This window comes from Geobacillus genomosp. 3 (assembly GCF_000445995.2).
GTDB lineage: Bacteria > Bacillota > Bacilli > Bacillales > Anoxybacillaceae > Geobacillus.
Genome location: NC_022080.4, coordinates 1,312,823 through 1,327,919, shown reverse-complemented (window position 1 = coordinate 1,327,919; position 15,097 = coordinate 1,312,823). Strand labels below are relative to the sequence as shown.

Sequence of the window (15,097 nt, the reverse complement as noted above, 5' to 3'; positions counted from 1 at the left end):
TAAATCAGTAAACCCTTTATTTCCAATCTTATTGATTGAGGAAAACAGAGCCTCAAAAACTGTGTACAATGTCACTCACCTTCACTTTCTGTTATGCAAGCAGTCACCCGTTGCCAAACAAAGGTATTCCAATTTGTCCTTCCATTTCCGCCGTCCATCTAGTGCTTCACACGAATGGCAAGAATCGCTGCTTTCTTCGTTTCTTACAAAAATCATTTTACAGGCGTTAAGACCTATCGGCAATATGTAACAAAATAACAATTATATAGATGATTTGGTCGTCCAAAAGAAACCGCCATGCACACCTCCCCCGTTTTTTGACTGTTTTCGGACCGTGCACGGTTGCGCGCAGCACGGAACACAAGGCGAGCCAATGAGCGAGAGAAGGCGGCATGGCGGATCAAGCAGCCAGTAGCATTGCCGCTATTCACTTTTCTATCTTAACGATCGCGGGAAGCCGCGTGATCGAACACATGGCCGCCGACTCGGTACATTCGCAGCGCGACACCGTCGACCGTAAACGTTTGCGTTTCCCCGTGCCGTGAAGCGTAGTGCTCGAGCCCGAGCATAAAATTCACCCCTTCACGGTATTCCTCGTTGCCGATCACCTGAAGCGGCGGCGACATGAGTTGGCGCGAGAGGAAGAGAATCGCCTTTTTCCGCGCCCGTGTGAGCGAAACGTTGAGGCGGTTCAAACTGTAGATGAACTCCCCTTCCATCACAGCCAGTTCCGGATCGGCGACGCCGTAGCTGATGATCGCCGCATCCGCTTCTTGCCCTTGCATTTTATCAACCGTATCGACGAAAAACGGTGGGCGCAATCGTTGGTGTTCAAGGGCACGGCGGATGGCGCGGATCTGCGCCCGATGCGGCGAGATGATAAACAGCCCGCGGCGCCAAAACGCTTGGTCGCCTTCTGATGAGTCATCGTACCGTTTCCCCTCGCTGTCGAGAAGCCGTTCCCGCAACACCTTCGCGATGCCCGCCACCCAGCGCGCCTCCGCCTCGTTTTCTTGGGCACCGTATACACCGTCATACGTGCAGACGACAAGCGGATAGTCAGGGTCGATCGCCGCTTCGATCCACCCATCGGCCCGGGGCGCAGGGGCGAGCGTCAACGTTTGTTCGGCAATCTGGCGGGTGAACGCGGTATACTGGGAGCTGTAAATCCGCTCGGCCGGATAGCGGCAAAGCGCCTCGTTCATGCGGAAATTGTCCGTCAGTTGGCGGGTATACCGCTTCTCCACATCCGCGTCAAACAGCAGGCGGAAAATCGAGTCGAACAGGTGCGGCTCCCCTTCCGCGGCCGCATACGCCCCTTGAATGATTGGCGGCAGCTGGAAATGGTCGCCGACGATAAGCAGCCTGCCTGCTTTTTTGACATGGCGCTGCGCCAACAGTGAATCGGCCACGCGGATTTGCGACGCCTCATCCAGAATGACGACGTCAAACTCTTCTAGACAGTCTTTTTCATACGCCCTTTGAATGCCGTACAGCGTGGCGCCAAGCACCCGATGCCCGCCGTTGCCCAGCCATCGGGGAAGGTCACGGTCCGCCACCTCGGCGATTCCTTTGGCGTTTTCCGTCTGAATCTCACCAAGTTTCGCGATATGGACGCTGCGCCGCGGCGCAAGCTCCTGAATTTTGCGCAGAACGTTTTCGATCGCCGCATGGGTGAAACCCGAAACAAGAATGGCAAGCCTTCGCCCCCGTTTTTCATACATTTCCATCAGCAACCGAAGAGCAACGGCAATAAAATGCGTTTTCCCGGTGCCAGGCGGCCCCCAGACGAGCGTCAACGTATGGCGGAGAAAGTGGAGAAACGCCTGACGCTGGCTTTTTGTCAACCCGCTTCGGCGGAGAAGCGCCTTGACTTCCTCTGCATCCCAGTTGGGACGAAACGTTTTCCGATAGCGAATCGGATCGCGAATCAAGTCCAAGATGCGATGATTGTCCTTATCCAACTGTTGCAACGCCTGCAAGACGCGCGGGGTGGTAAAATCCGCATGCCGAAGCGACAGCCAATACTCCTCTCCTTCCACAAGCGGGAACCGGTCGAGCCATTTGGGCAACTCAAGCTCGAGTTCGGCCGTCTTGCCGTCATCTTCGATGGCGCGGATGCGGACAAAGTACAAGTTGGCCCCTCTAGGCGCTGACCAGTCACTTGCATATTTAATATCAGAAAACGTCTGCTGCGCCTTTTCCCCTTCCTCATTGCACTCGGTGAGCAGCCAGCTCGCCTTTTGGTCGACCGCTTCAAGCGCCTGCCGGTTGTTCAGCCGGAACCGCCCGGCGCCAATGTATGTTATATGAAGCGTCACCCCGTTCTCAAGGCGCTCCGGAAGCGGAAGCGAACGGCGTTCCCGGATGTCCAAGTAGTTTAATAGCGCCTCGTAACGCGCCATAAACGCCAGCTTGGAAACAAGCGGATCGCGGTAATCAGCCGAATGAGGAAACGCAAATTTTTCCGGCCAGACCATAAGTGGCGAAGGATCGACGCTCTCGGCCCACGCACGGATTCCTTGAATGATGCTGTGAGCGGCCCAAAGGCGGCGGCTCAGCTCCTTCTCGACCGCTTGCCGTGTTTCCGTGTCCCCTGTTTGCCAGGCATCATGCAGCACATCCAGTTTCATGGCGTTTGTCAAGCGGAACGAAAAGCGCTCGCTCGCCGAGTACAGAAACGGCGAATCATGGTAGGCCGCAATATACCGCGACAAGTCTTCAAGACGGTACGCAACATGCGTCGGCAAGGCGAACAGCTGACTCACAGCCGTTGTCAGCACAACGACAGGAAGCGGAACGATTTCATCTGGATGATCGTTGGCACTTGCTAGTGAGCTGCTATGAAAATACGACAGCAGCCGAACAGCTTTTTCGTTATAGTCTGGATCGAACAAAAGCGCTTGAAGCAGCTGCTGCACATTGTCCCATTCATAGTTGTCGGTGACATACGCCTGCACCGATTTTTGCGACCGCCACTCTCGATCCCGGTTGTAATCGTGCACCGTCTGAAGCAGGCGGTCCAGCGCATCGGCAAACGTTCGGCCAACCGCGTCGCATTCTTCCAGAGAACCAGCAATAACATGATGCATTTCTGATCCCGTTCCAAACACATCTGTTCCACCAACACGGTACAACGATGCCGCCGCAATCTTCCCCGTCAACGGATCGCGTTGCGCGGTGAGAATCAGACGGATGTCTTCCCATATCGGCATATGCGTCACCGCCTGGTCATACGGAACGACCTTTTCCTCCGCAATCGCCTCAAGCTGCGCTTCAAGCCGCCCAAGTTGACGCGCCAATCCAGCGTTTTGTTTTAGGACGTGTCTCGTTTCTTGACGCTCAAGAAGTTGGCGAAACTCTCCGATCGTCTCCGGAAGCTGCCGCTCGCGGATAAAGCGGGACGCATGGCTCGATAAGTACGGAACGAGGGAAATATGCGACTGTTTCCGCGCTTTGTCGAAACAGTAATCATAGAACGGGCACCATTCACAGCGATAATCCAAATGCCAAAACAGCTCATCAAGTTGCTTCCCAGCCAGCGCCGTCAATTCGCCAGCCAAAAACTGCTCAAGAAACGGAAGCAGCTGTCCGATATCTGTCAGCTGCGGCTGCTCGGTTTTGTACGTCCATATCCCGGCTTCGCGCAAATCGACGCTGCCCTTAACACCGTGCTCCTCTAACACCGAGGACAACATCAACGCGTACAGCGCCGTTTGCACGCGGTGGGAAATCTTTAACACATCTGATGATTTGATGTCGATGATGCGGAACACAAAGCCGTTTTGCCCCGGAATGCACTCAATCAAATCCGGACGGCACGCCGCAAATCGGATCACTTTCAGATCCAACCCGTACCGTTCGTAAAAGCGCGGCGGCGCGATCAATGTCGGCTGGTATAAATAGCGCTTGCTCGGCTGCTTCAGCTCGCGGATCGTCTCCTCTCCATCCAAATAGCAGTGGGAAATCGGCGTGCCAGGCTCTCGCTTCCCCATCTTCACCTGGCCGGCCAAATAGGTCGTAATCACTTCCTCTTCCCACTCAACCCCTCGGCGCAGCACACCCTCATGAACCGCGGGCCGCTCAAACAGCTCCTTGGGCACATCGAGCTCGCCGCGCCGCTCTTTCGCCAACGACTGAAAGTAAAAATTTCGCTCGCATTCATGATAAAAATAGCTTGCGATTTTGGCAGGAGAAACGTACAGCATATCCCGATTCCTTTCTTTGAGATTTGGGCCGCTTGATCTATTCATTGTATCATATGTTTGACCGCCTTCCTATATACACCATTCCTGCTTGTTCGACAAGAACATACGTGCTATAATGAAAGAAATGAGGATAAAAGAGGTGCCAAAATGAGCGAAGAGATCCTCTTACAACTGTTTGACCGCCTCGGCCATATCGAAGACACGCTGCGTCTCCTCGTCGACAGCCACAAGCGCTTGGAAGCGGAACAACAAGAGATTCGGAAAGAGCAACAAGAGATCCGAAAAGAACAGCAAGAAATGCGCAAAGAGCAACAGGAGATTCGAAAAGAACAACAAGAAATGCGCAAGGAGCAGCAGGAGATCCGAAAAGAACAACAAGCAATACGGAAAGAACAGCAGGAAATCCGAAAAGAACAACAAGAAATGCGAAAAGAGCAAGAAGAATTTCGGCGGATCCAGCAAGCTCTCCTTCAAGGCCAAAAGCGGTTAGAAGAAGAACAAGCCCATATCAAAGCCGGCCAAAAAGAACTGTATGACCTAATGTCTGCTCTTCTTCACCGCCAGGATGAAACCGACGCCGCACTGGAAGCCCTCGCGATGGACGTGCACAAACTTCACGGCGAAGTCTCTTCCATCCACCAACGACTCGACGCCTTAGAGAAAAAAGTCGATTCCCATGCCCAATCATTCACCGAACAGCTGAACAACATGAAACTTGACATCACCTTCCTCTCGAACAAAGTCATCGAACATGAACGGGAAATCTACAAAATCAAGAATGTTATTTTGTGAACAGACAATGAAGCAGGCGGGCCGCTTAAGCCCGCCTATTCCTTACTTCAGCCCTTCTTCAATTTGTTTGATCATTTCCGATACGGACGTCAATCCGCCGCCCGAGAGGTACCAGTAGTTTGGATCCAAGTATACAATGTGTCCGTTTTGATACGCCTTGGTCTTTTTCACGAGCGCATTTTCAATCGTTTGTTTCGCCGTTGGTTTTCCTTCGACAACGGCGTCGCGGTCGATGACAAATAGGTAGTCCGGGTTTTTCTCGGCAATATATTCAAACGATACGCTTTGCCCGTGCGGCGTCGTGACTTTCAAATCCGGATCAGCCGGCTGCACGCCAAGCACATCATGGATAAATCCAAAACGCGATCCTGTGCCATATGCGCTAATTTTGCCGCCGGTCGTCAAGATGATCAATCCTTTCTGATCACCGGCTTTTGCTTTCACCGCTTCGATTTGCTCACGAATTTTCGCCAGTTCTTTTTCCACTTCTTTCTCTTTGCCAAAGATCGTGCCTAATAGTTTCATATTGTTTTCAAACGACTGAATGTAATTTTTCGCGTCAATGGCCATGTACACCGTCGGAGCGATTTCCGTAAACTTCTCATACAAATCTGCTTGGCGGCCGGAGATAAAAATGACATCCGGTTTAATCTCACTTAATTTCTCAAAATCTGGTTCTTTCAAGCTACCAACGTTTTCATATTCGCTGCCTTTGTATTTTTCTAAGTACTTCGGGATGTTCGTTTGCGGCAATGCTGTGACGTCCACCCCAAGGCGATCGAGTGTATCAAGAACGCCAAAATCAAAGACAACGACTTTTTCCGGATTCTTCTTAACTTTTGTCTCACCTAGCTCATGCGTCACGGTAATTTCTTCAGCACTCGCCGTTTTCTCCGTATTCCCTGTCGAGCGATTGCCTTCACTTTCTTTGCTTGCATTGCTGCTGTTGCCGCAAGCAGCTAAGATGAGAAGAAGCAACGTCGCTGCGATGGACAACCAACGTTTCGCTACCACGATATATATCCCCCTTTTTTATTTTATTGCTCTATGTCGACCGCTTTTCCCACCGCCGGACAATGGGCGCCCAACTTTGTCGCGGCAGCATCAAAGCAGGGTCAACCAAACGGATTAAAAATAGACGCAAATTCGCTTGTTTTCCACCGTTTGAATGCGCACGTCAAGATCGTACACCCCGCGCAATACTTGCCGGTTCATAATATCTGACACCGTCCCCTCACACATGACTCGCCCATTTTTTAAAGCCACGATGTAATCGGAATAGCAAGAGGCAAAATTAATGTCATGCATGACGGTGACGACCGTTTTTCCAAGCTGATCAACGAGATTTCTCAACACTTTCATCATCTGTACAGAATGCTTCATGTCTAAATTGTTCAACGGCTCATCTAAAAAAATGTAATCTGTGTCTTGAGCGAGCACCATGGCAATATACGCTCGCTGCCGCTGTCCGCCGCTTAACTCGTCAATATAACGATCCTGCAAATCATCAAGTTCCATATAACGGATGGCCTCGCGCACATAGTCCTTGTCTTGGCGCGTCAAACGACCGCGCGAATAAGGAAAACGGCCAAACGACACCAACTCTTTTACCGTTAAACGCGCCGAGATATGATTCGTCTGTTTTAAAATAGAAATCTTTTTCGCCAGCTCTTCTGTCCGATATTGACTGATTTCCTTTCCTTCAATTCGCACTTCCCCGCTGTCTTTCGGAATCAGGCGGCTCATCATGGAAAGCAATGTACTTTTTCCCGCCCCGTTCGGACCGATGAGCGACGTCAGTTTGCGCGGAGGAATGGAAAGCGACACTTGATCCACTACCGTTTTTCCCCCATATCGTTTTGACAGCTGTTTTACCTCTACCATGCTTTTCGCTCCTTTAATAAAAGGTATAGAAAGTACATGCCTCCGATCATGTTGACGATGACAGACAAGGTCGTCGAAAAGGTGAATACCCGTTCCACCATCCACTGGCCACCAACCAACGCAACAACACCAAACAACGCCGCACCTGTAAGCAAATATCGGTGCTCATACGTTTGAAAAAAGGTATACGCCACATTGGCGACGATCAAACCAAAAAACATGATCGGTCCCACTAGCGCCGTGGATACCGCAACCAATACCGCCACCACCATAAGCAACCGTCTTACCACTTTCTCATAATGGATGCCTAAGTTAATCGCATGGTCTTTGCCAAGGGACAACACATCAAGTTCATGGAGATGGCTGTATATGTACCATGTCGCTGCCACAATGACCGCTCCTGTCGGCCAAAGGAGCTCTGTCTTCATATTGTTGACGCTCGCAAACATCCGGTCTTGAATGATGGAAAACTCATTCGGATCAATCAAATATTGCATGAATGATGTCAAACTCTGGAAAAATGCACCTAAAATCATCCCAACAAGCAAGATAAAATATAAGTTTTGCCCTTCTCGGCGAAATAAAAACGAATAAAGCAGAAGAGAAAATCCGATCATGCTGCCGGCGGAAAGGAGAAAGTGCATAGTATCATTCATCATAATCAACGTCATTGATCCGAATAAAAATACGACCGCCGTTTGAATCAGCATATATACCGAATCAAACCCGATGATGCTCGGCGTTAAAATACGATTGTTCGTCATCGTCTGAAAGATGACGGTCGACATCGCTCCTGCCCAGCCGACAAGCACCATCGCAATCACTTTCTCCCCCCGTGAACGCAACACATACGCGGGGTCTCCCCGCAATTGGGTGAACATAAACAGCGCGATCAACACGAGAGCCAACACGATAAGCATCGTCAATTTCATCTGCTTAGACATACTGCTTCGTTCTCCTTACAAGCAAATATAGAAAAACACCGCTTCCGATCACCCCAACCGTCAAACCGATAGGAATTTCATACGGATAAATGACCACACGGCCGAACACGTCGCAAAGCAAGACAAACAATGCGCCAAACACGGCCGTCAATGGCAATACTTTGCGCAAATGATCTCCGTAATAAATCGTGACAATATTCGGAACGATCAGCCCTAAAAACGGCAACGTTCCAACGGTTAACACTTCCACCGCTGAAACGACCGCGACAATGAGAAGCCCGATATACACGATAGAACGATAGCGAAGCCCTAGGTTTGTCGCCATCTCCTCTCCCATGCCAGCGATCGTGAATCGGTTGGCGTACAAATACGCGAGCGCCATGAGCGGGACGCTCACATACAACATTTCATAACGTCCTTGCATCATAACGGAAAAATCGCCATGCAGCCACGCGGACACGGATTGAATCAAATCATATTTGTACGCCAAAAACGTGGTCACCGAGCCGATAATGTTGCCAACCATCAGCCCGATCAACGGGATAAACACGGAATCTTTATACTTCACACGATCCAAAATAGTCATAAACAGCAACGTGCCGATGAACGCAAAAACAACAGCCAACGCTGCCTTCACAAGCGGGCCGGCAGAAGCGAATACAATCATCGCCACTAACAGGCCAAGCCGCGCCCAATCCATCGTTCCCGCGGTTGTCGGCGACACAAATTTGTTTTGACTTAGTTGTTGCATAATCAAGCCGCAGATGCTGACGCTTGATCCCGCGATGAGAATGCTCACAAGCCGGGGCAAACGGCTGATCCAAAAAATTTCCCATGCCTCGTTGTCGCCTTCAAGCAACGCCAGCGGCGATAAATGATGCACGCCGACAAACAACGATGCCAGCGACAATACGACAAGCAACAAGATCCATTTTTTCATCGTCTCTCATCCTGTCATTTCATTCTGTACAACGCTCCAAAAACATCACATGTTGAAGCGAAAGAACTAGTTTTGGCTATACACCATTTATTAGTATTGATTCTTCTTTCATAAAAACTAATTTCTAACATGATACGACAAACCCATTGAATGTTTCAGTTTAATTCATCTATCTTCAAAAAGAGAAAGATTATCATTTTCACAAACATATTTTAATTGATAAGAATTATCATTGTCAACTGATTTTCGCATTTTTTCATCTGTTTCCCCTTATTTCCAATGAGCCACAACCGATCCTCTCCTCCGTTCGGTACATCTATGTTTAGAAATAGAAGGTTAAAAAGGCCACGCGGCGTTGCGTGGCGTTGTCGTATTTACAACAAAAAGGAAAACGCATCGTTCACTAAAAACTTCACTTTGGAAAACAGCGTTGAGGCTGCGGATGGATTCGAAATGTCATATACATCCTCAAGATCAAATCCTTTTAGATGCAATCCGTACTTTTCCATCATCTTATGCTGGTAATCGACAAGCCAATACTCACGGACTCCCGCTTTTTCATAATAATGGCGCTTAAGCAGCCGGTCATTGCGGGCGGTGCTTGGCGACAACACTTCCACCACCAGATCGGGAGCGCCGTAGCACCGCCCTTGACGCAGTTTCGTTCGGTCGCAAATAACGGATAGATCCGGCAACACCGTCACGTTTTGCTTTCCTTTTTGTTCGTCTTCAAACAAAAAGACGACTTGGAGGTTGCTGCCGAACACAAGACAAGGAGTTCCTTTTAACGCCATGCGAAACTCGGCGATCAAATTGGCCACTACACCTTCATGTTCATAAGGAGCCGGAGACATCAACACAATCGTTCCTTCGTACAGCTCCATCCGCTCGTCCCCTGCCAACGAAAAAAATTCGCTTAACGTATAGCAGTGTTGTTCATTCGGCCGGCTCATTCCCCTTCCCCTCCCGCACACAGGCCTATTCTTCTTTTATTGTAAGCGAACCGCTCACGCACTGACAATCGCCGCCCCCTGCAAACCAAAAAGCGCCCTGCCAAAGCGGCAGAGCGCTTTCGTTCGTCTCTTACCCTTTCACCAATACAGTCTTCAAAGCGGTGAAAAATTCGATGGCCGCCCGTCCTTGTTCCCGCGAGTGGGAGCTGGACTGCTTCATCCCGCCAAACGGCGCTTGCAGTTCAACCCCTGCGCTTTCTTCATTAATGCGGACAAGCCCGGCTTCGATGTCTTGAATAAACGCGAGCATCTTTCCGATATTTTGCGTGAAAATCGAGGCGCTCAACCCAAATGGCGTGTCATTGGCCAGCGTGATCGCTTCCTCGAACGTATCGACTTGGATCAATGCGAGCACAGGGCCAAAAATTTCTTCGCGGGCGATCGTCATGTCGGGCGATACGTGTTCAAAGATCGTCGGCTGCACATACAACCCTTTCGCCCTTTCTCCGTCTGTCAAACGCTGGCCGCCGTAAAGCAGCGCTGCTCCTTCTTCAATCCCTTTTTGGATACATTATTAAAATAACAACAAAAACCGGCCTCCCCTCAACATGGAGAGACCGGTTGGGATAGATCCGCATCGCCTTAATCGTGGAAATTCGTCCCATCCGTCACTTCTTTGACGATGCCGGCGCGGATGACGAAGTCGCCGAAGTGTTCGCCGTCAAGACGCTCTTTGGCATAGCGGGACAAAAGGACGCGCAGTTCGCGCAAAATTTCATCTTCGCCGATGTTTTCGCGGTACAGTTTGCCAAGGCGCGTGCCATTGAATGCGGCGCCAAGGTACATGTTGTATTTGCCGACCGCTTTGCCGACGAAGGCGATCTCGGCGAGCACATGGCGGGCGCAGCCGTTCGGACAGCCCGTCATGCGGATCGTGATTTCCTCGTCGCGCAAACCGTTTTCCTCAACAATTTCCTCGATTTTATCAAGCAATGTCGGCAAGTACCGTTCCGCTTCCGCCATCGCCAAACCGCACGTCGGCAAGGCGACACAGGCGAGCGCGTTGCGGCGCAAGGCAGTGTACCGTTTGCCGTCGGTTAGGCCGTATTCGGCAATCAACGCTTCGATTTCTTTCTTTTTCTCGCTCGTGACGTTCGCAATCACTAAGTTTTGGTTTGGCGTCAGCCGGAAATCGCCCGTATGAACTTTGGCGATCTCCCGCAAGCCCGTCATCAGTTTGTAATCATCGTAATCTTTGACGCGGCCGCCTTCCACATAAAGCGTAAAATGCCACGTCCCATTGACGCCCTCGACCCATCCGTAGCGGTCACCGTTATGCTCGAAATGGTATGGGCGCGCTTCGCCGAGCTTCCAGCCGAGGCGGCGTTCAATCTCTTCTTTCACTGTTTCCAAGCCAAGCCGGTCAATTGTGTATTTGAAGCGGGCGTTTTTACGCGACGAACGGTTTCCGTAGTCGCGCTGAACGGTCATGATTTTCTCCGCCACCTCGACGACTTGATCCGGCCGGCAGAAGCCGATCACTTTGGCGAGCTGCGGATACGTCGTTTTATCGCCATGGGTCATTCCCATGCCTCCGCCGATGGCGACGTTAAACCCGGCGAGCCTGCCATCTTCCACGATGGCAATCAAGCCGATGTCTTGTGAAAAGACATCAACGTCGTTGGACGGCGGGACGGCGATGCCGATTTTAAACTTCCGCGGCAAATACGTCGGACCGTAAATCGGTTCTTCTTCACCGTCAACCGGCGGTGTGCCCGCCACTTTTTCGTCATCCAACCAAATTTCGTAGTACGCCCGGGTGCGCGGCAACAAATGATCGCTCAACAGTTTTGCCCATTCGTACACTTCCGCATGCACTTCCGACTGATACGGATTCGGGTTGCACATGACATTCCGGTTCACGTCGCCGCACGCCGCAAGCGTCGTCATGAGCGCATGGTTAATGGCTTGCATCGTCTTTTTCATGTTCCATTTTAAGATGCCATGCAGTTGAAACGCTTGACGCGTCGTCAGCTTCAATGTGCCGTTCGCATACTTGCGGGCGATCTCGTCCATGACGAGCCATTGCTCAGGCGTCGCCACCCCGCCCGGCGTGCGAACGCGAACCATAAATTGGTATGCGGGTTCGAGTTTTTGTTTTTGCCGCTCGGTGCGGACATCCCGGTCGTCTTGCAAGTAGCTGCCATGGAACTTCATCAGCCGGTTGTCATCGCCCGGAATGCCGGCGCTGATTGGATCTTCCATCGTTTCCGCGAGCGTACCGCGCAAATAACGGCTTTCCCGTTTAATGCGCTCGACATCGCTAGGCGGCCCGTCCGGCGCGGTTAAGATGACTTTCGCCATGTTTGGCCCACTCCCTTTCCATGAGGTTTAATATACATCGCGTTGGTACCGTTTTTGTTTTTGCATCTCAGTGACGTATGCTTCGGCTTGTTCGCGGCTCATTCCGCCTTCTTTTTCGATAATCTCGATCAACGTTTGATGGACGTCGCGCGCCATGTGTTGTTTGTCGCCACATACGTAGACAACGGCGCCATCCTCAAGCCAGCCAAACAGCTCTTTGCTTCGCTCGAGCATCCGGTGTTGGACGTATATTTTTCTTTCCGTGTCACGCGAGAAGGCGACATCCATTCTGGTCAACACGCCGCTCTTCAGCCACGCCTGCCATTCCGTTTGATAGAGGAAGTCGGTCACAAAATGCTGATCGCCAAAGAAGAGCCACGATTTTCCGTTCGCGCCCGTCGCTTCGCGTTCCTGCATAAAGGCACGGAACGGCGCGACCCCGGTGCCCGGCCCGATCATGATGATCGGCGTATCTGGGTCTTTCGGCAGTTTGAAGTTGGCGTTTGGCTGGATAAAGACCGGCAGTGTGTCGCCAATTTGAATGCGTTCGGCGCAAAACGTCGAGCACACCCCTTTACGCTGGCGCCCGTATGATTCATAGCGAACCGCGCCGATCGTCAAATGCACTTCATCCGGATAAGCTGCCAGACTGCTTGCGATTGAGTACAGGCGCGGCGGCATTTTGCGCAAAATCGAGATGACTTGTTGCGGCGCCGCGTCCCATGGGCCGAAGTCGCGGAACGCATCCAATAAGTCGCGGCCTTTGGCGTATTCTTTCAGCTTCGTCTCATTGCCTGGTGCCACAAGCGTTTGAAGTTCGCTGTTTTTCGATAACGGCGCAAGCTTTTGCAGCAGCGCTTTCGTCAAGACCGTGATTTCAAAGTGCGACGTAAGCGCCTCGCGCAGCGACCGCACTTCTCCGTCTTTGTCGATCGTCACCGTTTCTTCCGGATTCCATTTCATTTCCTGAACGATGAGATCGACAAGCTCCGGATCGTTTTTCGGGAAGATGCCAAGCGCGTCGCCCGGCTCGTATTTCAATCCCGATCCCTCGAGCGACAATTCGAGATGGCGCGTTTCCTTGTTCGATCCGCGGCCGTTTAAGTTGATGTTTTCAAGCACTTCGGCCGGGAACGGGTTTTTCCGCGAATAGACGACCGCCGGTTCAGCTTTCGGCACGGCTACAGCAGCCGACGACACTGGCGCGGCCTCGGCATTGGCTCCTTTGCTCAGCTCGCCAAGCACGCCGTCAAGCCATTTCGCCGCCGCTTCCTCGTAGTCGACGTCACAGTCGACGCGCGGATAAAACCGCTCTCCCCCGAGTTCCTCGAGCCGCTTGTCAAAATCTTTTCCTGTCTGGCAAAATTGTTCATATGACGTATCGCCAAGCGCCAAGACGGAAAAGCGCAAATGATTTAGCTTCGGCGCCCGCTTGCTATGGAGAAACTCGTAAAACGACACGGCATTATCCGGCGGATCGCCTTCTCCGTGTGTGCTCACGACGATGAGCAGCGTCTCGACTTTCTTCAATTCATTCGGCTTAAAGTCAAGCATTGACGACACTTTTGCCTCGAAACCGCGCTCTTTCAGCGCTTTACCGGCTTTTTCCGCCAGCTTTTGCGCATTGCCGGTCTGTGAGCCGTATAGAACTGTCACTTCTTTTGAGACCGGCTTCCCGCCCCCGACAAGCAGTGCGGGCGCTTCGACGTCAAGCACAGCAACTGCCGACTCGGCAGCGGCCAAATACCCGCTCAGCCAAAACTTTTGTGCTGGCGTCAACGTCGGCAACAAACGGTTCAGGAGCTCAATCTGCTCCTGGCTAAACGGACTGTTGGTTACTTGCAGCTGCAACGGTGTCCACCCCTTGATCTAAAATAAACGGAACAACAGCGCCGCACCTTGCCCAATCAGGCGCCTGCCCCTAAATTCCATTATTCCTATAAAACAAGTAGACTTTAAATATCATATCATATTTACACTTTACCGCAAAACAAAACATTAGTAAAATAAATATAAATTATCAAAACTATTAATATCACTAATAACGATCCGCAACAAAACAGTCGGATTGCATGCGAGGGGTTGGCCAATGTATTACGACGAGTTGAAGACGTTCATTACGTTAGCAGAAGTGAAAAACTTCACAAAAACGGCGGAAATTCTCCATTTGTCCCAGCCAAGCGTCAGCTTGCACATTAAAAATTTAGAGAAAGAGTTTCAGACGAAACTGTTCATCCGCTCCCCGAAACGACTGCGCATGACACCGACGGGCGAGCTGTTGTACGACCGCGCCAAACAAATGATTGCACTCTATGAACAAACGAAACAAGACATTTTGGAGCATCACCACTCGGTGAAAGGCGAGTTGAAAATCGGCGCCAGTTTTACAATCGGGGAGTATATTTTGCCGCCGTTTTTGCTCGATTTCCAGCAACGCTACCCTGAGCTCGAGCTGGAAGTCATGATCGGCAATACGAAAGAAATCGTCGAACTCGTCAAATCATACCAAGTCGATATCGGCTTAATCGAAGGACAAACGAACGAAAAAGAGCTGTCCGTCCACCCGTTTATGCAAGACGAGCTCGTCATCGTCGCCTCTAGCCGCCATGAGCTGGCACAAAAAGACGAGGTGGCCATCGCCGAGCTGCAAAACAAAGCATGGGTGGCACGCGAAGTCGGATCCGGAACAAGGGAATATTTCAACCATTTCGTCCGCTCGAACGGGCTGAAGGTAAAATCGCTTATGATCATCAGCAGCAACCAAGGCATTAAAGAAACGTTGATCAACGGCAACGCCCTGTCGTTGTTGTCGCGCAGCGTCGTCGCCCGTGACATCGAGCACGGCCACCTGTCGGCGATTCGCTTAACACATCCGCCGTTTCACCGGATGCTTTCCTATATTTATTCTCCGATTATGGAAAACAAGCAAAATATGCATATTTTCCTAAAAACATTGCAAACAACATGGGCAAGCGCACATGAATAGCGCGGGGGCCGTCGTCAAGCCCCCGC

At 51.1% G+C, this 15,097-nt stretch carries 10 protein-coding genes and 1 pseudogene; 2 read left to right on the top strand and 9 right to left on the bottom strand.

The window, feature by feature from the left end; genetic code table 11:
• Positions 1-440: 440 nt before the first annotated feature.
• On the bottom strand, positions 441-4,208 hold the full coding sequence (locus tag M493_RS06705; protein ID WP_020959541.1) for a bifunctional RecB family nuclease/DEAD/DEAH box helicase: 3,768 nt from the start codon (positions 4,206-4,208) through the stop codon (positions 441-443).
• Positions 4,209-4,355: 147 nt separating this feature from the next.
• Here M493_RS06705 and M493_RS06700 point away from each other — a divergent pair, with 147 nt between their 5' ends.
• Positions 4,356-5,000: a hypothetical protein gene (locus M493_RS06700; RefSeq protein ID WP_020959540.1), complete on the top strand. Its 645-nt coding sequence runs from the start codon at positions 4,356-4,358 to the stop codon at positions 4,998-5,000.
• A gap of 42 nt (positions 5,001-5,042) precedes the next feature.
• Here M493_RS06700 and M493_RS06695 read toward each other — a convergent pair whose 3' ends face one another.
• From M493_RS06695 to M493_RS06660, 8 genes and pseudogenes are all read right to left on the bottom strand, one after another.
• Positions 5,043-6,014, bottom strand: a complete 972-nt coding sequence (locus M493_RS06695) for a siderophore ABC transporter substrate-binding protein (protein ID WP_020959539.1) — start codon at positions 6,012-6,014, stop codon at positions 5,043-5,045.
• Between the two features lie 114 nt (positions 6,015-6,128).
• Positions 6,129-6,884: an ABC transporter ATP-binding protein gene (locus M493_RS06690; protein ID WP_020959538.1), complete on the bottom strand. Its 756-nt coding sequence runs from the start codon at positions 6,882-6,884 to the stop codon at positions 6,129-6,131.
• Positions 6,878-7,828, bottom strand: a complete 951-nt coding sequence (locus M493_RS06685) for an iron chelate uptake ABC transporter family permease subunit (RefSeq protein ID WP_020959537.1) — start codon at positions 7,826-7,828, stop codon at positions 6,878-6,880. The genes M493_RS06690 and M493_RS06685 overlap by 7 nt, the downstream gene beginning before the upstream one ends.
• Positions 7,821-8,768, bottom strand: a complete 948-nt coding sequence (locus tag M493_RS06680; protein WP_020959536.1) for an ABC transporter permease — start codon at positions 8,766-8,768, stop codon at positions 7,821-7,823. The genes M493_RS06685 and M493_RS06680 overlap by 8 nt, the downstream gene beginning before the upstream one ends.
• 374 nt (positions 8,769-9,142) lie before the next feature.
• Complete coding sequence (locus M493_RS06675; RefSeq protein WP_020959535.1) at positions 9,143-9,721, bottom strand: Uma2 family endonuclease; 579 nt, start codon at positions 9,719-9,721, stop codon at positions 9,143-9,145.
• Between the two features lie 130 nt (positions 9,722-9,851).
• Positions 9,852-10,289, bottom strand: a pseudogene (locus M493_RS06670) (aldehyde dehydrogenase family protein); the annotation flags it as partial.
• A gap of 74 nt (positions 10,290-10,363) precedes the next feature.
• Positions 10,364-12,085, bottom strand: a complete 1,722-nt coding sequence (gene cysI, locus M493_RS06665; RefSeq protein WP_020959533.1) for an assimilatory sulfite reductase (NADPH) hemoprotein subunit — start codon at positions 12,083-12,085, stop codon at positions 10,364-10,366.
• 27 nt (positions 12,086-12,112) lie between these two features.
• Positions 12,113-13,936 carry an assimilatory sulfite reductase (NADPH) flavoprotein subunit gene (locus tag M493_RS06660; RefSeq protein ID WP_020959532.1) on the bottom strand — a complete coding sequence of 608 codons (1,824 nt, stop codon included), beginning with the start codon at positions 13,934-13,936 and terminating at the stop codon, positions 12,113-12,115.
• A 238-nt stretch (positions 13,937-14,174) separates the two neighbouring features.
• Here M493_RS06660 and M493_RS06655 point away from each other — a divergent pair, with 238 nt between their 5' ends.
• On the top strand, positions 14,175-15,071 hold the full coding sequence (locus M493_RS06655) for a LysR family transcriptional regulator (RefSeq protein WP_020959531.1): 897 nt from the start codon (positions 14,175-14,177) through the stop codon (positions 15,069-15,071).
• Positions 15,072-15,097: the final 26 nt, after the last annotated feature.

Excerpts from the sequence above, each read along its gene's own strand:
- M493_RS06690 (WP_020959538.1), bottom strand. The coding sequence starts at position 6,884 with ATGGTAGAGGTAAAACAGCTGTCAAAACGATATGGGGGAAAAACGGTA.
- M493_RS06700 (WP_020959540.1), top strand. The coding sequence starts at position 4,356 with ATGAGCGAAGAGATCCTCTTACAACTGTTTGACCGCCTCGGCCATATC.
- M493_RS06705 (WP_020959541.1), bottom strand. The coding sequence starts at position 4,208 with ATGCTGTACGTTTCTCCTGCCAAAATCGCAAGCTATTTTTATCATGAA.
- cysI (WP_020959533.1), bottom strand. The coding sequence starts at position 12,085 with ATGGCGAAAGTCATCTTAACCGCGCCGGACGGGCCGCCTAGCGATGTC.
- M493_RS06680 (WP_020959536.1), bottom strand. The coding sequence starts at position 8,768 with ATGAAAAAATGGATCTTGTTGCTTGTCGTATTGTCGCTGGCATCGTTG.
- M493_RS06675 (WP_020959535.1), bottom strand. The coding sequence starts at position 9,721 with ATGAGCCGGCCGAATGAACAACACTGCTATACGTTAAGCGAATTTTTT.
- M493_RS06685 (WP_020959537.1), bottom strand. The coding sequence starts at position 7,828 with ATGTCTAAGCAGATGAAATTGACGATGCTTATCGTGTTGGCTCTCGTG.
- M493_RS06655 (WP_020959531.1), top strand. The coding sequence starts at position 14,175 with ATGTATTACGACGAGTTGAAGACGTTCATTACGTTAGCAGAAGTGAAA.